The 18,436-nt window shown below is 67.1% G+C and carries 17 protein-coding genes and 1 tRNA gene; 15 read left to right on the forward strand and 3 right to left on the reverse strand.

Going from position 1 to position 18,436, the window contains the following annotated elements; translation table 11 throughout:
- Positions 1–20 precede the first annotated feature (20 nt).
- Positions 21–902, reverse strand: coding sequence for an N-acetylmuramic acid 6-phosphate etherase (locus V6Z91_RS07225; protein WP_338768531.1), 882 nt, complete (start codon positions 900–902; stop codon positions 21–23).
- Between the two features lie 70 nt (positions 903–972).
- Complete coding sequence (locus V6Z91_RS07230; RefSeq protein WP_338768534.1) at positions 973–1,653, reverse strand: GntR family transcriptional regulator; 681 nt, start codon at positions 1,651–1,653, stop codon at positions 973–975.
- A gap of 238 nt (positions 1,654–1,891) precedes the next feature.
- Here V6Z91_RS07230 and V6Z91_RS07235 point away from each other — a divergent pair, with 238 nt between their 5' ends.
- From V6Z91_RS07235 to V6Z91_RS07295, 13 genes are all read left to right on the forward strand, one after another.
- Positions 1,892–2,377: a hypothetical protein gene (locus tag V6Z91_RS07235; protein ID WP_338768537.1), complete on the forward strand. Its 486-nt coding sequence runs from the start codon at positions 1,892–1,894 to the stop codon at positions 2,375–2,377.
- A 97-nt stretch (positions 2,378–2,474) separates the two neighbouring features.
- Entirely contained in the window at positions 2,475–3,737 is a 1,263-nt protein-coding gene (locus V6Z91_RS07240; RefSeq protein ID WP_338768539.1) for a serine hydrolase domain-containing protein, read from the forward strand.
- A 101-nt stretch (positions 3,738–3,838) separates the two neighbouring features.
- The gene (locus V6Z91_RS07245) at positions 3,839–5,104 is read left to right on the forward strand and encodes a D-amino acid dehydrogenase (protein WP_338768542.1); all 1,266 of its coding nucleotides are present in this window, start codon (positions 3,839–3,841) and stop codon (positions 5,102–5,104) included.
- A 329-nt stretch (positions 5,105–5,433) separates the two neighbouring features.
- Complete coding sequence (locus V6Z91_RS07250) at positions 5,434–5,889, forward strand: YchJ family protein (RefSeq protein WP_338768545.1); 456 nt, start codon at positions 5,434–5,436, stop codon at positions 5,887–5,889.
- Positions 5,890–5,899: 10 nt separating this feature from the next.
- Positions 5,900–7,504, forward strand: a complete 1,605-nt coding sequence (locus V6Z91_RS07255) for a carboxyl transferase domain-containing protein (protein WP_338768547.1) — start codon at positions 5,900–5,902, stop codon at positions 7,502–7,504.
- Positions 7,505–7,514: 10 nt separating this feature from the next.
- Entirely contained in the window at positions 7,515–8,300 is a 786-nt protein-coding gene (locus tag V6Z91_RS07260; protein WP_338768549.1) for an enoyl-CoA hydratase/isomerase family protein, read from the forward strand.
- Between the two features lie 16 nt (positions 8,301–8,316).
- Positions 8,317–9,657, forward strand: a complete 1,341-nt coding sequence (bioA, locus tag V6Z91_RS07265; RefSeq protein ID WP_338768551.1) for an adenosylmethionine--8-amino-7-oxononanoate transaminase — start codon at positions 8,317–8,319, stop codon at positions 9,655–9,657.
- On the forward strand, positions 9,657–10,877 hold the full coding sequence (bioF, locus tag V6Z91_RS07270; RefSeq protein WP_338771761.1) for an 8-amino-7-oxononanoate synthase: 1,221 nt from the start codon (positions 9,657–9,659) through the stop codon (positions 10,875–10,877). The genes bioA and bioF overlap by 1 nt, the downstream gene beginning before the upstream one ends.
- The gene (gene bioD / locus V6Z91_RS07275) at positions 10,867–11,685 is read left to right on the forward strand and encodes a dethiobiotin synthase (RefSeq protein WP_338768554.1); all 819 of its coding nucleotides are present in this window, start codon (positions 10,867–10,869) and stop codon (positions 11,683–11,685) included. The genes bioF and bioD overlap by 11 nt, the downstream gene beginning before the upstream one ends.
- Positions 11,686–11,701: 16 nt before the next feature.
- Positions 11,702–12,739: a biotin synthase BioB gene (bioB, locus tag V6Z91_RS07280; RefSeq protein WP_338768556.1), complete on the forward strand. Its 1,038-nt coding sequence runs from the start codon at positions 11,702–11,704 to the stop codon at positions 12,737–12,739.
- Between the two features lie 132 nt (positions 12,740–12,871).
- Positions 12,872–14,893 carry an acetyl/propionyl/methylcrotonyl-CoA carboxylase subunit alpha gene (locus V6Z91_RS07285; RefSeq protein ID WP_338768558.1) on the forward strand — a complete coding sequence of 674 codons (2,022 nt, stop codon included), beginning with the start codon at positions 12,872–12,874 and terminating at the stop codon, positions 14,891–14,893.
- Between the two features lie 10 nt (positions 14,894–14,903).
- Positions 14,904–15,836, forward strand: coding sequence for a glyoxylate/hydroxypyruvate reductase A (locus V6Z91_RS07290; RefSeq protein ID WP_338768561.1), 933 nt, complete (start codon positions 14,904–14,906; stop codon positions 15,834–15,836).
- Entirely contained in the window at positions 15,837–16,745 is a 909-nt protein-coding gene (locus V6Z91_RS07295) for a hydroxymethylglutaryl-CoA lyase (protein WP_338768564.1), read from the forward strand. It begins immediately after the preceding gene.
- 159 nt (positions 16,746–16,904) lie between these two features.
- Here the strand turns inward: V6Z91_RS07295 and V6Z91_RS07300 are convergent.
- Positions 16,905–16,981: transfer RNA gene (locus V6Z91_RS07300), tRNA-Pro, on the reverse strand.
- A gap of 125 nt (positions 16,982–17,106) precedes the next feature.
- Between V6Z91_RS07300 and V6Z91_RS07305 the strand changes: the two genes are divergently transcribed.
- Together V6Z91_RS07305 and V6Z91_RS07310 are read left to right on the forward strand one after the other, a co-directional pair.
- Positions 17,107–17,724, forward strand: a complete 618-nt coding sequence (locus V6Z91_RS07305; RefSeq protein ID WP_338768567.1) for a hypothetical protein — start codon at positions 17,107–17,109, stop codon at positions 17,722–17,724.
- Between the two features lie 13 nt (positions 17,725–17,737).
- Entirely contained in the window at positions 17,738–18,349 is a 612-nt protein-coding gene (locus V6Z91_RS07310; RefSeq protein ID WP_338768570.1) for a glutathione S-transferase family protein, read from the forward strand.
- Positions 18,350–18,436 lie beyond the last annotated feature (87 nt).

Here is an 18,436-nt window from a genome sequence, read left to right on the forward strand (position 1 = left end):
CCACGGATGCTGGCGGCACGTCAGGCGTTCAGGGCCCCGCGCACGCTGCCTCCGGCTCGTGCCAGCAGGGTTTCGGCCTGCGGCACCGGCACCTTCTTCAGCAGTGCGACGATAGCCACCTTCACGTGGAAGCCGCACCGCTCCAGCGCGGCCCGCGCGGCGGCTTCGTCGGCGCCGGTGGCATGCACCGTCAGGCGCACCGTGCGCGCGTACAACTTGGCGTTGGTGGGCTTCAAGTCTACCATCAAGTTCCGGTACACCTTGTGCAGCCGGACCATGATGGCACTGGAGATCGTGTTCAGCACGATCTTCTGCGAGGTGCCGGCTTTCAGGCGCGTGCTGCCCGAGATGACTTCCGGGCCGGTATCGAGCGTGATGCCCACGTGCGCCTCGCCGGCCACCGGCGCATCGGCATTGTTGGCGATACCTATCGTCAGCGCGCCGGCTTCCCGCGCCGCGTGCAGGGCGCCCAGCACATAGGGCGTGCCGCCCGAGGCGGCCAGCAGCAGCACCACGTCGTTGGGAGTGGGCGTCACGGCAAGCAGGTCGCGGGCGCCCTGCCCGCGGTCATCCTCGGCTCCTTCGACGGCCACGAACATCGCGCCCTCGCCGCCGGCCAGCAGGGCGACGGCCCGCTCGTGCGGCCAGGAAAAAGTAGGGTACAGCTCCACGCTGTCGAGAACACCGAGCCGGCCGGAAGTGCCTGCGCCCACGTAGATCAGCCGTCCGCCCGCCTCGACACGGGGAACGGCCGCCTCGATCGCCGCGGCGATCGAGGGCGCGGCGGCGCGCACCGCGTGCACGGCGTTGAACTGGTCGTCGACGAACGCCGCCACCAGTTCGGGTACCGCATACTGGTCCAGCTGCGCATGGTCGCTGCTCGGGGTCTCGGTTTTCAGCATGGGACCAGTGTAATACCAAAGGGGCCGCTCCAGCCATGAAAGGTGCTGGGGCAGGCATACCGAAAAGTTATCAGCCCCGCCGCATTTCGGCGACGAAGTCGTAATGGTCGCTGCGGCAATAGGAATGGGTGAGTTCCACGGCTTCGCCGTTTTCCAGATAGGCGATGCGGGTGATGAACAGCACGGCCTGGCCTTCCGGCACATCAAGCTGGCGCGCCAGCTCGGCCGAGGCGTTCATCGCGCGGATGTGCTGCAGTGCGCGCGCGGGCGCCTTGCCGATCTTTTCAAGGTACTGGTACAGCGAATCGCCGATCGCTTCCGGATCGGGCACCACGGTGGCCGGCAGCACGCTCACTTCGTAGGCCATCGCCACGTCGTCGGCGAAGCGCAGCCGTTCCAGGCGTGCCACTTTCGTGTTGGGCGAGAGCGCAAGGCTCATCTGCTCGTCCGCGCTGGCGACGACGATGCCGCGGCGCAGCCAGCGCGTGCCCGGCCTGTAGCCGCGCTGCTGCAACTGCTCGGAAAAGCTGGACAGGTTCGACAACGGCTGCTCGATGCGCGGCGCGATGTAGTTGCCGGAACCCCGCTTGCGCACGACGAGGCCCTGCTCCACCAACTGGTCGATGGCCTTGCGCGCCGTGACGCGCGAGACGTTCAGCTGCTCGGACAGCGTGCGCTCGGACGGCAGGGCCTGGTCCACCTGGTAACGGCCCGCGCGCACGTCGTCCGTCAGCTTGCGGGCAATCTGCATGTACAGCGGCGATGTATCGGGCTGTAAACCTGCGGGCTGTGAACCAGCCGGCTGTGAACCAGCGCGCTGCCCGGCCTGCGGCTGGGGTGCGTTTTCCTGGGCTTGCTGCAAAATCATGACAATTCTCCTATACCTCGTAGTGTAACGGCGATGGAGAATGGCCGCCTCGTTCGTTCCGCATGAAAAAACGCGGTAACCGCATAACGGCAGCTCATGCCGCACCCTCAAGAGGCCATCCATGACATTGTTCCGCACCATCGCCGCCGTGTTGCTCGCCGCCGGCATCGCCTGTTCCGGCGCCGCCGCGGCGGCGAAGCTCGATCCCGACCACTACCTGATCACCAAGGAAACGATGGCCAAGATCAAGGCGATCGAGGCCGAGTTCGAGAAGTCGGGGAAGAAAAAGCCCGGGGCGGACGATGAAGACGAGGAAGACGATGGCCGCGACGCGAAAAAAGGCGGCAAGAAGGACAATCCCACGCCCGAAGAGCTGGTGCGCGAGATCGAATCGAACAAGGAAGCGATGGCGGCCCTGAAGCGCCACGGCCTGACGAGCCGGGACTATGCGCTCACCTCGTTCGCCCTGCTGCACGCGGGCATCTACGTGATGTTCGAGAATTCGATGGACAAGAAGGGCGCGGCCGACATGCTCGCCAAATTCACCAAGGAGCAGCGCGCCAACGTCGCCTTCGTGCGGGCGATGAATCCGCCCAAAGGCAAGTAAGGCCGCCCATGCCGCGCGGTGATGGCACCATCATTCGAATTCATTGGCCCATCGAACCGCCCGCGCTTATGCTGTTTCTTTTGGCAATGGAGCGCGCATGAAAGGTACGGCAATCCTGGGCGCGGCCCTGCTGGCCGGCCAGGCACTGGCGGCCGGGCCGGGACTGGACCGCAAGCTGGCGGCAATCGTGGCCGACCCGGCGCGGCCGCTGTCCGGCCTGGCCGTGCTGGCGGTGCGGGACGGAAAAGTGGCGTACACGGGCCAGTTCGGGCTAGCCCGCATCGGCCCGGTACCCGTGCCCGTCACGCCGCGCACGATGTTTCGCATCGCCTCGATCTCGAAGATGATGACTGCGCTCGGGCTGATGCGGCTCGTCGAGGAGGGCAAGGTCTCGCTCGACGAGGATATCGGGGCCTACCTCGGCTATCCGGTGCGCAATCCGCATTTCCCCGAGCGGTCGATCACGCTGCGTCACCTGCTCACCCATACTTCATCGCTGCGTGACGATGCCGGCTATTCGTGGGGTGCCGGCGTGGGATTGAAAGACATGCTGCGCGGGCCGGCCTGGGCTGCGCAGGCGCCGCCGGGCAGCTATTTCAGTTATTGCAACCTGGGCTGGGGCGTGATCGGCACCGTGATGGAGCGGGTGACGGGCGAGCGCTTCGACCTGCTGATGCGGCGCCTGCTGCTGGACCCGATGGGACTGCGCGGCGGCTACAACCCGTCGGCCTTCGCGCCCGATGAAGTGGCCGATACCGCCACGCTGTACCGCCGCCGCACGACCGATACGGAGGTCTGGAATCCGGCCGGGCCGTGGATCGCGCAGGTGGACGATTTCGCCACGCGGCCACCCCTGCCGCCGGCCGGCATCGAGCGCTATGTGCCCGGTACGAATGCCACGCCGTTCAGTCCCACCGGCGGCTTGCGGATCTCGGCGGGGGACCTGGGCAAGGTGATGCTGATGCTGGTCGATGGCGGGCAGCACGAAGGCCGGCGGCTTCTCAAGCCGGAAACGCTCGCGCTGATGTTCGCCGAGCATTGGCGCTACGACGGCACCAACGGCGACACGCTGGGCGGGCTGTATCACAGCTGGGGCCTCGGCGTGCAGCGTTTCGCGGACTTCGACGGCAAGGGCAACCGGCTCGTCGACGGCGGGCGGTTCACCGCCGTCGGCCACCTGGGCGAGGCGTACGGCTTGATCTCGACGTTTGCCGTCGACCTCGCGAACCGCAACGGCATCGTCTCGCTGATCGGCGGCGTGGGCAATGACCCGGAGCGCGATCCGGGGCGCTATTCGGCGCATACGCGGGCCGAGGAAGCGGTTCTCACGACGCTGTACCGCGGCGCCGTCGCACCGTGAGCATCACTTGCGGTTATGGCCGCCGCACGAGCTTTCATTGGCGGGGCCGCGCGAGCGGCGCGTAAGCTCTGTCGTCACGCCGGATCGGGAGCAATCGCAGCATGCAGCAGAAAGAACACCAGGTGGTCGTCATCGGCGGTGGAGTCGTCGGGCTCACCACGGCATGGTGGCTGGTGGAGGCGGGTTTCCGTGTCGCCCTGCTCGAACGTGCGCCCGATGTCGGCAACGGCGCCAGCTACCGCAACGGCGGGCAGCTCAGCTACCGCTACGTGTCGCCGCTGGCCGATGCCGGCGTCCCGTGGAAGGCGCTGCGTTGGATGTTTCAGGATGCCGGGCCGCTGCGTTTCAGGCCGGAAGCGGACTTGCGCCAGTGGCGCTGGCTGGCGCAGTTCCTCGCCAACTGCAATGCGGCAAGCAACCGGCACACCACGGTCAAGCTGCTGGAACTGGGGGAACACAGCCGCCGCATGATGGCGCGGCTGGAATCGGTGGTGCCACTGGCGGAATTCGGCTGGCGCGACGCGGGCAAGCTTGTCGTTTACCGCTCGAAGGCGCTGTTCGAGGCAGCCATCGCCAAGCCGGACCCGGAAAACAACCGCCGCGTGCTCACAGGCACCGAGACGGCCGCGCTGGAACCCGCGCTGGCCCAGCTCGCGCCGCGACTGGCGGGCGGCATCTTCAACGCCGGCGAGGCCGTCGCCGATTGCCATGCGTTCTGCGTCGCGCTGGAGCGCCGCCTGCTGGCGCATCCGCGCTTCGACGGCATCCTCCACGCCGAAGCCACCATGCTGTTCGAGGAAAACGGCAAGATCACGGCGGTGCAGACGGACAGCGGCTGGGTGACGGGTGAGCACTTCGTGCTGGCGGCCGGCATCCAGAGCCGCACGCTGGCCGCGACCGCCGGCATCAAGCTGCCGCTGTATCCACTGAAGGGCTACAGCCTGACCGCGCCCATCGGGCCGGAGCACACGGCGCCGGACATCAGCGTGACGGATTTCGAGCGCAAGACCCTGTACGCACGCATCGGCAGGCAGCTGCGCGTGGCGGCGATGGTGGACATGGTGGGCGAAAACACCACGCTCAACCCGCGCCGCGTCGCCGGCCTGGCGCGCCTCGTGCGCGAAACGATGCCCACCGCCGCCGACTACTCGCGCATCGAACCCTGGGCCGGCCTGCGCCCCGCCACCCCGAACAGCGCGCCGCTTCTCGGCCCCACCCGGCACGGCAACCTGTGGCTGAACGTGGGCCACGGCCCACTCGGCTTCACCTTCGCCTGCGGCACCGCCGCCCTGCTCGCCGACCTGATGGCCGGCCAACCCCCGCCCTTCCCCCTCGACTTCCTCGCCTGGCCCACCAACAACCGGTGACAACAACCGGTGACAGGCACCGGCCTTTTTGCAACATTTCCTAAACCCCGCTGACAGGCACCGGCTTTTCTGGAACATTTCCTGAGCCCCGGTGACAGGCACCGGGGTTTTTGAAATATTTCCTTAGCCCCGGTGACCGGCACCCGCTTTTACAGGCACCCGCCTTTATCTCGGCCGAGCGCGCACGTCCTTCGCTCAAGATTTTCCTAGCTCCGTAGAAATGTTTCTCAAAACCGGGGTCTGACCCCGGTTTGGGGCAACTTTTGCAGGGGCGAGCGGGGTGGGGGCGATATGGCGGATAATGTCGCCTTTTCATTGTCCGACCTGCCATGTCCAAGACGAAGATACCGGCCGGGTGTCCTTGCGGGGGTGGGCCGTCGCTGGCGGCGTGCTGCGGCCCGTATATCGAAGGTGCCGCCCTGCCGGCTACGGCCGAGCTGCTGATGCGCTCCCGCTACACGGCTTACACGCTGAAGAACGAGCCCTACCTGCTGGCCACGTGGCACCCCAGCACGCGCCCGAAGGAGCGCATTGTCGATCCGGATGAGCCGTTGCAATGGCTGGGACTTGAGGTAAAATCGACTTTACGTTTACGTCAACGTAAAGTGGTTTTGCCGAACTTTGAGCCGGACGAGGATTTCGTCGAATTCGTTGCCCGCTTCCGCCAGAACGGCAAGGGGCAGCGCCTGCACGAGGTCAGCCGCTTCCTGCGCGAGCCCGATCCAAGCCTCGGCGGCACGCCGCGCTGGTTCTACGTCGACGGAGAATTTCCGACCAAAGAATAAGGGGACACGCATGCCGCACATCGACAGCAAACTCAATCCGCGCAGCGAAGACTTCCGCGCCAATGCCGCCGCCATGCAGGCGCTGGTGGACGACTTGCGCGCCCGCGTCGCCAAGGTGGCCGAAGGCGGCGGCGAGGCGGCCTGCGCGAAGCACACGGCACGCGGCAAGCTGCTGCCGCGCGAGCGCGTGCGCATGCTGCTCGATCCCGGCACCCCGTTCCTCGAATTCTCCCAGCTGGCCGCCTACGAGATGTATGACGACGCGGCACCGTCGGCCGGCATCATCACCGGCATCGGCCGCGTCTCGGGCCAGGAATGCGTCATCGTCTGCAACGACGCCACGGTAAAAGGCGGCACCTATTACCCGATAACGGTGAAAAAACACCTGCGTGCCCAGGAAATCGCCGAGCAGAACCAGCTGCCGTGCATTTATCTCGTCGATTCCGGCGGCGCCAACCTGCCGAACCAGGACGAGGTGTTCCCCGACCGCGACCACTTCGGCCGCATCTTCTACAACCAGGCCAACCTGTCGGCCCAGGGCATCCCGCAGATCGCCGTGGTGATGGGTTCCTGCACGGCCGGCGGCGCCTACGTGCCGGCGATGAGCGACGAGTCGATCATCGTCAAGGAACAGGGCACGATCTTCCTGGGCGGACCGCCGCTCGTGAAGGCGGCGACCGGCGAAGTGGTGACGGCCGAGGACCTGGGCGGCGGCGACGTGCACACGCGCCTCTCGGGCGTGGCCGACCACCTGGCGCAGAACGACACACACGCGCTGGCCCTGGCCCGCAACATCGTCTCGCACCTGAACCGGCAAAAGCCACCAGTGGCCGTGCGTGAAGTGGCCGAGCCGAAGTACGCCCCGGAAGAACTCTACGGCGTGATCCCCGTCGACACCCGCAAGCCCTTCGATATCCGCGAAGTCATCGCGCGCATCGTCGACGGCAGCGAGTTCGACGAATTCAAGGCCCGCTATGGCACCACGCTGGTGTGCGGCTTCGCCCATATCCACGGCATGCAGGTGGGGATCATCGCCAACAACGGGATCCTGTTCTCGGAATCGGCATTGAAGGGCACGCACTTCATCGAACTGTGCTGCCAGCGCAAGATCCCGCTGGTCTTCCTGCAGAACATCACCGGCTTCATGGTGGGCCGCAAGTACGAAAACGAAGGCATCGCCCGCAACGGCGCCAAGATGGTGACGGCGGTCGCCACCGCCGCGGTGCCGAAGTTCACCGTGATCATCGGCGGCAGCTTCGGCGCCGGCAACTACGGCATGTGCGGCCGCGCCTACTCGCCGCGCTTCCTGTGGATGTGGCCGAACGCCCGCATTTCCGTGATGGGCGGCGAACAGGCCGCCTCGGTGCTGGCCACAGTGAAGCGCGACGGCATCGAAGCCAAGGGCGCCCAGTGGTCCCAGGACGAAGAAGCGGCCTTCAAGCAGCCGATCCGCGAGCAGTATGAAAAGCAGGGCCACCCGTACTACGCCAGCGCGCGGCTGTGGGACGATGGCATCATCGACCCGGCCGACACGCGCATGGTGCTGGGCCTGGGCCTGTCGGCGGCGCTGAACGCGCCGATCCCGGACACGAAGTTCGGTGTCTTCCGCATGTAAGGAGAGTTCGATGAACTACGATACCCTCACCCTCGACACGGCCGGCGCCGTCGCCACGATCACGCTGAACCGCCCGGACGTGCGCAACGCGTTCAACGAGCAATCGATCGCCGAGCTGACGGCCGCCTTCACGGCGCTGGGCCAGGTCGACGCGATCCGCGCCATCGTGCTGGCCGCGAACGGCACCGCCTACTGCGCCGGCGCGGACCTGAACTGGATGAAGAAGATGGCGCAGTATTCGGATGACGAGAACCGCGCCGACGCCATGCAGCTGGCGAACATGCTGCGCACCATCCATGCGTGCCCGAAGCCCGTGGTGGCGAAGGTGCACGGCGACTGCTATGGCGGCGGCGTTGGCCTGGTGGCCGCGTGCGACATCGCGATCGCCGCCGAGGATGCGCATTTCTGCCTCAGCGAGGTGAAGCTCGGGCTGATCCCGGCCACCATCTCGCCGTATGTCATCAAGGCAATGGGGGAGAACGCCGCAAGGCGTTACTTCCTCACCGCCGAACGTTTCAATGCCAGGGAAGCGCTGCGCATCGGCTTCGTGCACGATGTGGCCACCGTGTCGTCGCTGGACGGCCAGGTCGACACGATCGCCGCTGCGCTGGCCGCCAACAGCCCGAACGCCGTGCGCGAGGCCAAGGCGCTGGTGCGCGAGATCGCCAACCAGCCCGTCACCGATGCGCTGGTGGCCGATACGGCCCACCGCATCGCACGCATCCGCGCATCCCGCGAAGGGCGCGAAGGCGTGGCCGCGTTCCTCGAGAAGCGCAAGCCTTCCTGGCTCAGCTAGATATGGAGTAAGCAGTTTGGATAATCAAAGCAGCGACTGGGTGTCGCGCAGCCTGAAGAGCGTGTGGCACCCATGCACCCAGATGCAGCATCACGCGCGTTCCAGTGACCCTGTCCCACTGATCCCGGTGAGTCACGGCCGCGGCCCCTGGCTGTACGACCACGACGGCCGGCGCTACCTCGACGCCATCAGCTCATGGTGGGTCAACCTGTTCGGCCACGCGAACCCGCGCATCAACGCCGCGCTGCGCGACCAGCTGGACATGCTGGAGCACGCCATGCTGGCCGGCTTCACGCACGAGCCGGTGATCCGCCTGTCGGAACGGCTGGCGGCCCTCACGGGCGGCGTGCTGGGCCACGCCTTCTACGCGTCGGACGGCGCGTCGGCCGTGGAAATCGCGCTGAAGATGAGTTTTCATGCGTGGCGCAACGCCGGCCGCACGGAAAAACAGGAATTCGTCTGCCTGCAAGGCAGTTACCACGGCGAGACGATCGGCGCGCTGGCCGTCACCGACGTGGCGCTGTTCAAGGATGCCTACGGCCCGCTGCTCCGCGCCACGCAGACCGTGATGTCGCCGGATGCGCGCCAGGCCCGCGACGGCGAGACCGCGCAGGACGTGGCCCGCCGAGCCGCCGCCGACGTGCAACGGCTGTTCGAACAGAAGGCGGACAAGATCGCCGCCATCATCATCGAACCGCTGGTGCAGTGCGCGGCCGGCATGGCCATGCACGATCCGCTGTACCTGCAACTGGTGCGTGAACTGTGCGACAAGCACGGCGTGCACCTGATCCTGGACGAGATCGCCGTCGGCTGCGGCCGCACCGGCACCTTCTTCGCCTGCGAGCAGGCCGGTATCTGGCCCGACTTCATCACGCTGTCGAAGGGCATCAGCGGCGGCTATCTGCCGCTCTCCCTGGTGCTCACGAAAGACGAGATCTACGCGGCGTTCTACAGCGCCGATATCACGCGCGGCTTCCTGCATTCGCACTCGTACACGGGCAATCCGCTGGCCTGCCGGGCAGCGCTGGCCACGCTCGACATCTTCGAGGAAGACGGCGTGCTGGTGGCGAATCGCGCCCGCGCGGAGAAGCTGGGAACCGCGATGGCGCCGCTGGCCGATCACCCGCGCGTGGCGAACCTGCGCCAGCGCGGCATGATCCTGGCGTTCGACGCGCTGGACGTGGACAAGACGTTTTCGCGCCGCTTCTTCGCCAATGCCGTGCGCAACGAGCTGCTGCTGCGCCCCATCGGTTCCACCGTCTACGTGATGCCGCCATACATCCTGGACGACGAGGAAATCGCCGGCCTGGCGGCCCGCACGCAAGCCGTGTTCGAACAGACGCTGGCGGAGGCATGATGGAATTGCTGGACAAGCTCGCCGCGAACCTGGAAGCGCTGGCCGACAAGAACCTCATTCGCAAGCGCCGCACGGTCGAGACGCCGTGCGGCCCGCGCGTCACCGTCGAGGGCCGCGAACTGCTGGCCTTCTGCAGCAACGATTACCTGGGCCTGGCCGCGCATCCTGCCGTCACGGCGGCGCTGAAGGAAGGCACCGATCTGTACGGCGCCGGCAGCGGCGCTTCGCACCTGATCAGTGGCCACAGCCGCGCCCATGCCTTGCTGGAAGAGCGCCTGGCCGAATTCGTCGGCTCCAGCCTCGTCGAAGTCCGCGCGCTGTACTTCAGCACCGGCTACATGGCCAACCTGGCCGCCATCACTGCGCTGGCGGCCGGCGACAAGGACACGGAAATCTTCAGCGAAGCGCTGAACCATGCCTCGCTGATCGACGGCGCCCGCCTGGCCCGCACCACCGTGAAGGTGTATCCGCATGCGGACGTGGAAGCGCTCGACGAGCTGCTGGGCACCAGCCGCGCCGTCAACAAGATCGTCGTCACCGATTCGGTTTTCTCGATGGACGGCAACCTGGCGCCCCTGCCCGCCCTGCTGGCCTTGTGCGAAAAGCATGGCGCCTGGCTGGTGGTCGACGATGCGCACGGCTTCGGCACGCTGGGCACCAACGGCAGCGGCGCCCTCGAGCACTTCGGCCTGCGCTCGCCCTATCTCGTCTATATCGGCACGCTGGGCAAGGCGGCCGGCGTGGGCGGCGCCTTCGTCGCGGCGCACGCCACCGTGATCGAAACGCTGGTCCAGCGCGCCCGCCCCTACATCTTCACGACGGCCGCGCCGCCGGCGCTGGCCCACGCGCTGCTGACGAGCCTGGACATCATCGCCGGCGCCGAAGGACGCGAGCGCCGGTCGCACCTGGCCGGTTTGGTGGCACAATGGCACGATGGCCTGCAATTGACGGGTTGGCGCGCGCTGCCATCGCAGACCGCGATCCAGCCCGTCGTCATCGGCGCCAACGACGCGACGATGGCGGCCGCCGCGGCCCTGTACCAGCGCGGCATCTGGGTCGGCGGCATCCGCCCGCCCACCGTGCCGGCCGACTCGGCGCGGCTGCGCGTGACGCTGTCCGCCGGTCACACGGCGGCCGACGTGGCCCGGCTTATCGACGCCGTGAATGAGGTCAATGCGGAAATCAACACCCATATGGAAAGGAGCCGAGATGGCACTTGAAGACCCGGTGATCATTCCAGCACAGGAAACCGCCGCCGATGCCGTTGCCGACGTTGTCGAGGAGCCGGCGCCGGCGCCCGCGGTGGCCGCCACGGGCATCCCGCCCCGCTTCGCCTGCTTCGTGACGGGCACGGACACCGAAATCGGCAAGACGCTGATCTCGTCCGCCCTGTTGCACGCGCTGGTGCAGCAGGGCGTGAAGGCCTGCGGCATGAAACCGGTCGCGGCCGGCGCAGTGTTGCGCGAGGGCCACCTGCACAACGACGACTGCGACCAGCTGGAAGCGGCCGGCAACGTGCACCTGCCGCAATCGATCACCACGCCCTTCCTGCTGAAGGAGCCGGCCGCGCCCCATATCGCGGCCGCGCTGGAAGGCGTCGCGATCGATCCCGTGCCGATCCTCGCCTCCTACCTCGAGATCGCCGCCGCCAGCGATGCGACCGTGGTCGAAGGCGTCGGCGGCTTCCGCGTGCCGCTGACCGACAACTACGATACCGCCGACCTGGCGCAGCAGCTCGCCCTGCCGGTGGTGCTCGTCGTCGGCATGCGGCTGGGCTGCATCAACCACGCGCTCCTGACCGTCGAAGCGATCGCCGCGCGCGGCCTGAAGCTGGTCGGCTGGGTGGCCAATGCCGTGGAACCGGAAATGGCCTTCGCCGACGAGAATATCGAAGCGCTGGCCGACCGCATTCCGGCGCCGTTGCTGGGCCGCGTGCCGCGCCTGGCCGAACCGAGTGCCGCCGCCGCGGCCGGGTACCTGGATTTCACGAGCCTGCCGAACTGGCCGGTTCGCCGCAACACGAAATAATTTTTAAGGAAAACCGATGTCCCTGCATGAACCGAAAACCGTCGCCCTGCACCGCCCGACCGCGGCCATCAAGCTGCCGGAAGGCCCGTGGCCGCGCGAAGAGGTGCTGGCCCTGTTCGAACTGCCGTTCAATGACCTGATGTTCCGTGCCCAGCAGGCGCACCGCGCCAACTTCCCGGATGGCGACGTGGAACTGGCCACGCTGCTGTCGATCAAGACCGGCGGTTGCGAAGAGGATTGCGGCTACTGCCCGCAGGCCGCCCGCTACGACACCGGCGTGGAAGCCAAGAAGATCCTCGATACCGACACGGTGCTGGAAGCGGCGAAGCAGGCCAAGGAAAACGGTGCGACGCGCTTCTGCATGGGCGCCGCCTGGCGCAGCCCGAAGGACCGCGACATGGACAAGGTGGAGACCATGGTGCGCGAGGTGAAGGCGCTGGGCCTGGAAACCTGCGCCACGCTGGGCATGCTGGAAGCGGAGCAGGCCGAGCGCCTGAAGGCCGCCGGCCTCGATTACTACAACCACAACCTGGACACGGCGCCGGAGTTCTACAACAACGTGATCTCCACCCGCGAATACCAGGACCGCCTGGACACGCTGGGCCACGTGCGCAATGCCGGCCTGAAGGTCTGCTGCGGCGGCATCGTGGGCATGGGCGAAACGCGCGACCAGCGCGCCGGCCTGATCGCCCAGCTGGCCAACCTGAATCCGTATCCGGAATCGGTGCCGATCAACCACCTGGTGCAGGTGGAAGGCACGCCGCTGCACGGCCTCGATTGCCTCGATCCGCTGGAATTCGTGCGCACGATCGCCGTGGCGCGCATCACCATGCCGAAGGCGCGCGTGCGCCTCTCGGCCGGCCGCCGCGAACTGGGCGAGGCCGTGCAGGCGATGTGCTTCCTGGCGGGCGCCAACTCGATCTTCTACGGCGACAAGCTGCTGACCACCGACAACCCGGAAGCGAACGACGACCGCGCGCTGCTGGCCAAGCTGGGCTTGCCGACGCGGGCCGCCACGCTGGAGTCGGTGCAGAAGGAAGCCTGCGGCTGCTGATGTCTTCGCCAGCGCCCCGCAGAGGGCGCGGCACCTGAACGTTCATCCGGGCCACAAGCCCTTCGTCTAGCGCTCCACGAGAGCATGCAGCACCCCAGGTGCAAGAGCTGGGGTTACAAGAACGGAGACAACATGTTCAAGAAAATCCTGATCGCCAACCGTGGCGAAATCGCCTGCCGCGTGGCGGCCACCGCCCGCAAGCTGGGCATCCGCACCGTGGCCGTGTATTCGGAAGCCGATGCCAATGCGAAGCACGTGGCCGTCTGCGACGAAGCGGTGCTGCTGGGCCCTGCCCCGGCCAAGGAAAGCTACCTGTGCGGGGACAAGATCATCGCCATCGCGCTGGCCACCGGCGCGCAAGCGATCCACCCCGGCTACGGCTTCCTGTCCGAGAACGCCGAGTTCGCGGAGGCGTGCGCGGAAGCCGGCCTCGTCTTCATCGGTCCGCCCGCCGCGGCGATGCGCGCGATGGGCTCGAAGTCGGCCGCCAAATCGCTGATGGAAAAGGCCGGCGTGCCGCTGGTGCCCGGCTACCACGGCGACGAGCAGGATGCCGCCTTCCTGCAGCGCGAGGCCGATCGCATCGGCTACCCGGTGTTGCTGAAGGCTTCCGCCGGCGGCGGTGGCAAGGGCATGCGGGTCGTCGAGAATGCGGAAGGGTTCAGGGATGCGCTGGCCTCCTGCAAGCGCGAGGCGATCAGCTCCTTCGGCGACGACAAGGTGCTGGCCGAAAAATACCTGCAGCGCCCGCGCCACATCGAGATCCAGGTGTTCGCCGACACGCACGGCAACTGCCTCTACCTGTTCGAGCGCGATTGCTCGGTACAGCGCCGCCACCAGAAGGTGCTGGAAGAGGCGCCGGCGCCGGGCATGACGGCCGAGCGCCGCGCGGCGATGGGCGATGCGGCCGTGGCCGCGGCCAAGGCGGTCGGCTACGTCGGCGCCGGCACGGTGGAATTCATCGCAAACCAGGACGGCAGCTTCTACTTCATGGAGATGAACACGCGCTTGCAGGTCGAGCACCCGGTGACGGAAATGATCACCGGCCTCGATCTCGTGGAGTGGCAGCTGCGCGTGGCGGCCGGCGAACCGCTGCCGAAAAAACAGGACGACCTGAAGATCCACGGCCATGCGCTGGAAGCGCGCATCTATGCGGAGAATCCGGACAAGGGCTTCCTGCCCTCGATCGGCACGCTGCGCCACCTCGACACGCCCGATGCGGTGCAATTCGAACTGGGCGGCACGCCCGGCCAGCCGGCCGCGGTGCGCGTCGATTCCGGCGTGCGCGAGGGCGACGCCATCTCGCCGTTCTACGATCCGATGATCGCCAAGCTGATCGTCTGGGGCGCCGACCGCAAGCAGGCGCTGGCCCGCATGGCGCAGGCGCTGTCGCAGTACCAGATCGTGGGACTGGCCGCGAATGTGGCGTTCCTGAAGCGCCTGGTGGAAAGCGACGCCTTCGCCAATGCCGACCTGGATACGGGCCTGATCGAACGCAACGGCGATACGCTCTTCCCGCCCGCCCGTTCGGTTCCGGTGGCCGCGCTGGCGCTGGCCGCCGTGGCGCTGATCGAGCACGAAAAGACGCTGGCGCGCGGCACCAACGCGGGCGACCCGTGGAGCCAGGCGCTGGGCTGGCGCCTGAATTCCCGCTACGCCCGCACGCTGGCCTTCCGCGACGAAGGCGGCAAGGACTACGCCCCCGTGTTCACCTACCTGCCGCATGGCTGGGACCTGTCGATCAAGGGCCTCTCGGTCGATGTGGCGCTGCTGTCGCGCGACGGCGTGCACCTGTCGGTGCGGCTCGGCGATGCGTCGGTGCACGGTACCGTGCGCCGTGATGGCGACACGTTCCACGTATTTACCGGCGGCGGCCACCACGTGCTGCACTACGCAGACCCGCTGGCGCATGCCGGCGAGAGCGAGGCCGAAGGCGGCCGCCTGACGGCACCGATGCCCGGCAAGGTGGTGGCCGTGCTGGCTGCCCAGGGCCAGGAAGTGAAGAAGGGCGAACCGCTCGTGATCATGGAGGCGATGAAGATGGAACATACGATCGCCGCCCCTCACGACGGCACCGTCGACGAGATCCTGTACGCGGTCGGCGACCAGGTGACGGATGGCGCACCGCTGCTGGCGTTCCGCGCCGCCGCCTGAGGTAGCCGCAATGCGCATCCTGCTGTACCGGAGCGATGGCAACACGGCACCCTGGGCCGACGACTTCGCGCGCCACCTGCCCGGGGCAGAGTGCGTGACGTGGAGCGAAGGCGACAAGCCGCCGCCCTGCGACTACGCGGTGGTGTGGGCGCCGCCCGAGGCGATGCTGCGCGAGCTGGCCGAGGTAAAGGCGGTGTTCCTGATGGGTGCCGGCGCCGACGCGATTCTCAAGCATGGCAGCGCCCTCCCCGCTCACGTGCCGCTCGTGCGGCTGGGCGACGCGGGCATGGGCGTGCAGATGGGCGAGTACGTCGTCCATGCGGTGCTGCGCCATTACCGCCGCTTCGACCAGTACGAGGACCAGGCCGCGGTGGGCGAATGGCGAGCGCTGGTCACGCACGATCGTGCCACGTTCACGGTCGGCGTGATGGGCGCCGGTGCGCTGGGCCGGCGCGTGCTGGACTGCCTGCGCCCGTTCGGCTTTCCCTTGCAGGCGTGGTCGCGCAGCGAGAAAGACATCGACGGCGTGCGCTGCTTCGCTGGCAACGAGGGACTCGATGCCTTCCTGCGCAGCACACGCGTGGTGGTCTGCATGCTGCCGCTGACGGATACCACGGCCAACATCCTGAACCGCGCCAACCTTGGCAAGCTGCCGCATGGCGCCTACGTGATCAATGTGGCGCGCGGTGCCCACGTCTCCGAGCCGGACCTGCTGGCCTATATCAGGTCGGGACACATCGCCGGTGCGACGCTGGACGTGTTCCGCAACGAACCGCTGCCGCGCCAGCATCCGTTCTGGGACGAGCCACGCATCACGATCACGCCGCACATCTCCGCGCTGACGCTGCGCGACGAGAGCGTGCGGCAAATCGCCGGCAAGATCGGGCAGCTGGAGCGGGGCGAGCCGGTTGCGGATGTCATCAACAGAGAACTGGGGTACTGAATGAACCTGCCGAAAAAAGTGAAGATCGTCGAAGTGGGACCGCGCGACGGCCTGCAGAACGAGAAGGAAAACGTGCCTGCCGAGGTGAAGATCGCACTGGTCGACCGCCTGAGCGCCGCCGGCTTCCCGAACGTGGAGGCGGCCGCGTTCGTGTCGCCGAAGTGGGTGCCGCAGATGGCGACCAGCGGCGAGGTCATGGAGCGCATCGCGCGCAAGCCGGGCGTCATCTACTCGGCGCTGACGCCGAACATGCAGGGCTTCGAGGCCGCGCTGGCGGCAAGGGCTGACGAGGTGGTGATCTTCGGTGCCGCATCCGAGGCTTTCTCGCAGCGCAACATCAACTGCTCGATCGCCGAGTCGATCGCCCGCTTCGAACCGGTGGCACGCGCCGCCAAGGAACACGGCGTGCGGCTGCGCGGCAGCATCAGCACGGCGTTCGGGTGCCCCTACCAGGGCGAGGTGCCTCTGGCAGCGGTGGCGGACGTAGTGGCGCGCATGCGCGACCTGGGCTGCGACGAGATCGATATCGCCGACACGATCGGCGTCGCCACGCCGCGGCATGCACAGGCGGTGATGGAAACGGCGATCCGCGCTTTTCGCATCGATGGCCTGTCGGGCCACTTCCACGATACGTATGGCCAGGCGCTGGCGAATATCTACGCCTCGCTGGAACTGGGGATTTCGATCTTCCACTCGTCCGTGGCCGGCCTGGGCGGCTGCCCGTATGCGAAAGGCGCCACCGGCAACGTGGCCACCGAGGACGTGCTGTACATGATGAATGGCCTGGGCATCGAGACCGGGGTGGACCTCGACGCCGTGGTCGACGCCGGCCACTACATCTCGCAATTCCTCGGCCGCAAGAGCTCCAGCCGCGCCGGGAACGCGCTGCTGGCCAAGCGCGGCGGTTGATTGGCTGCCGAGTTCGTGTCTCGCGGGGCCAGACCCCGGGGACACGGCCCCAAACGTCCGAGACACATGGGCAATGCCTGCTGGCCAGGCTCACCATCAGGCCGGCGCGCAAACAAAAAACCCCGCAAGCCGAAACTTGCGGGGTTTTCCGTTGAATCTTGGTCGGAGTACAAGGATTCGAACCTTGGACCCTCTGGTCCCAAACCAGATGCGCTACCGGGCTGCGCTACACTCCGAAGAGCAGTGATAATACGCCGAACCACCCCGCCAGTCAAGTCACGTACGAAATATTCGTCACGGGATGCACATATCAAATGAGCAATATGAGAATATAAGCATCCCTGTTCCAGGACTTGGAGCCATGCAACAGACCCTGACTTACCCCAACGGGCCACGCCGCGGCGGGCTCGTGGCGGGCCTTGCCGTCTCGATTTTGCTGCACGTGTTGCTGCTGGCGTTGTGGCGCACGCCGACCACGCCGCCCGTGCCGTCGGACGCGCGGCGCTGGACGGAGCCACTCACGGTCCGCATCCTGCCACCTCCGCCGAAGCCGGTGGCCCGCGCCGAGCCGCCGGAACCAGCGGCGAAGCCGGACAAGCCAGTTGTCCGGCGGGCGCCGCCGCGTGCCATGGCAGAACGCGCACAGCCGGAGTCCGACAATGCCGCCCCGCCGGCCATGACGGTCGTGCCGGCGCCCGCCGCCGAACCGGCCGCCGAGGAGAGCGCGCCGAAGTTCGATCCGGAAGCGGCGCGGGCCGCGGCGCGCGGCATGGCGAACGACCTGGATGGGCCGTCGAAGAACTGGGTGGCCGAAAAGCTCAACAAGGGCAAGGAGTGGAAGGAAACGAAGGAACAGCGCCTGGGCCGCAATATCGAGAACTCCGCGCGCCCCGACTGCAAGACCGCGTACGCGGGCGCCGGCCTGCTGGCGCCGCTCGTCATGTTGATGGACAAGAAAGACAGTGGCTGCAAATTCTGACGAAAGGACAACGATGCTGACCATCCTGGGCAAACGCCCCTCGATCAATGTGCGCAAGGTGCTGTGGACTTGCCGCCTGCTGGAATTGCCGTATGAGCTGGAGCCGTGGGGCAAGGGGGAACGCGACCCGAACGTGCCCGAGTTCCTGGCCTTGAACCCCAACGCGCAGGTGCCGGTGCTGCGCGACGGCGACACGGTGCTGTGGGAATCGAACACGATCTGCCGCTACCTCGCGCACGACACGTTCCTGCTGCCGGCCGACCGGCTCGAGCGTGCCCGCATCGAACAATGGATGGATTGGCAAGCCACCGAACTGAACCCGGCATGGCGCGCGCCCGTGCTGACCCTGCTGCGCGGCAGCACGCAATTCACGCCGGAAGAGGTGGCGGCCGGCGTGCGCGCGTGGAACGCGAAAATGACGTTGCTGGACCGCCAGCTGGAGCGCACCGGCGCCTTCGTTGCGGGCGACAAGCTCTCGCTGGCCGACGTGGTCATCGGCGTTTCCGTGCACCGCTGGCGCGGCACACCGATCGAACGCGTCGACCTGCCCGCCGTGGCCGCCTACATGGAGCGGCTGGCGCAAGTGCCGGGCTATGCCGAGAATTGCGGGCCCGACACGCCGTAAAACCGGTGACAGGCCCCGATATTTGCCAGTGCAAAAAATTGCTCCAAAAATGGGGACAGACCCCATTTTTCTGGAAATAGTTGCCTG

Source organism: Massilia sp. METH4, assembly GCF_037094685.1.
GTDB lineage: Bacteria > Pseudomonadota > Gammaproteobacteria > Burkholderiales > Burkholderiaceae_D > Rugamonas.

Coding starts and splice junctions, on each gene's coding strand:
- V6Z91_RS07250 (WP_338768545.1), top strand. CDS start 5,434: ATGTCCAAGACGAAGATACCGGCCGGGTGTCCTTGCGGGGGTGGGCCG.
- V6Z91_RS07305 (WP_338768567.1), top strand. CDS start 17,107: ATGCAACAGACCCTGACTTACCCCAACGGGCCACGCCGCGGCGGGCTC.
- V6Z91_RS07260 (WP_338768549.1), top strand. CDS start 7,515: ATGAACTACGATACCCTCACCCTCGACACGGCCGGCGCCGTCGCCACG.
- V6Z91_RS07295 (WP_338768564.1), top strand. CDS start 15,837: ATGAACCTGCCGAAAAAAGTGAAGATCGTCGAAGTGGGACCGCGCGAC.
- bioD (WP_338768554.1), top strand. CDS start 10,867: ATGGCACTTGAAGACCCGGTGATCATTCCAGCACAGGAAACCGCCGCC.
- V6Z91_RS07240 (WP_338768539.1), top strand. CDS start 2,475: ATGAAAGGTACGGCAATCCTGGGCGCGGCCCTGCTGGCCGGCCAGGCA.
- bioF (WP_338771761.1), top strand. CDS start 9,657: ATGGAATTGCTGGACAAGCTCGCCGCGAACCTGGAAGCGCTGGCCGAC.
- bioB (WP_338768556.1), top strand. CDS start 11,702: ATGTCCCTGCATGAACCGAAAACCGTCGCCCTGCACCGCCCGACCGCG.
- V6Z91_RS07255 (WP_338768547.1), top strand. CDS start 5,900: ATGCCGCACATCGACAGCAAACTCAATCCGCGCAGCGAAGACTTCCGC.
- V6Z91_RS07285 (WP_338768558.1), top strand. CDS start 12,872: ATGTTCAAGAAAATCCTGATCGCCAACCGTGGCGAAATCGCCTGCCGC.
- V6Z91_RS07245 (WP_338768542.1), top strand. CDS start 3,839: ATGCAGCAGAAAGAACACCAGGTGGTCGTCATCGGCGGTGGAGTCGTC.
- V6Z91_RS07225 (WP_338768531.1), bottom strand. CDS start 902: ATGCTGAAAACCGAGACCCCGAGCAGCGACCATGCGCAGCTGGACCAG.
- V6Z91_RS07230 (WP_338768534.1), bottom strand. CDS start 1,653: ATGCAGATTGCCCGCAAGCTGACGGACGACGTGCGCGCGGGCCGTTAC.
- V6Z91_RS07235 (WP_338768537.1), top strand. CDS start 1,892: ATGACATTGTTCCGCACCATCGCCGCCGTGTTGCTCGCCGCCGGCATC.
- V6Z91_RS07310 (WP_338768570.1), top strand. CDS start 17,738: ATGCTGACCATCCTGGGCAAACGCCCCTCGATCAATGTGCGCAAGGTG.
- V6Z91_RS07290 (WP_338768561.1), top strand. CDS start 14,904: ATGCGCATCCTGCTGTACCGGAGCGATGGCAACACGGCACCCTGGGCC.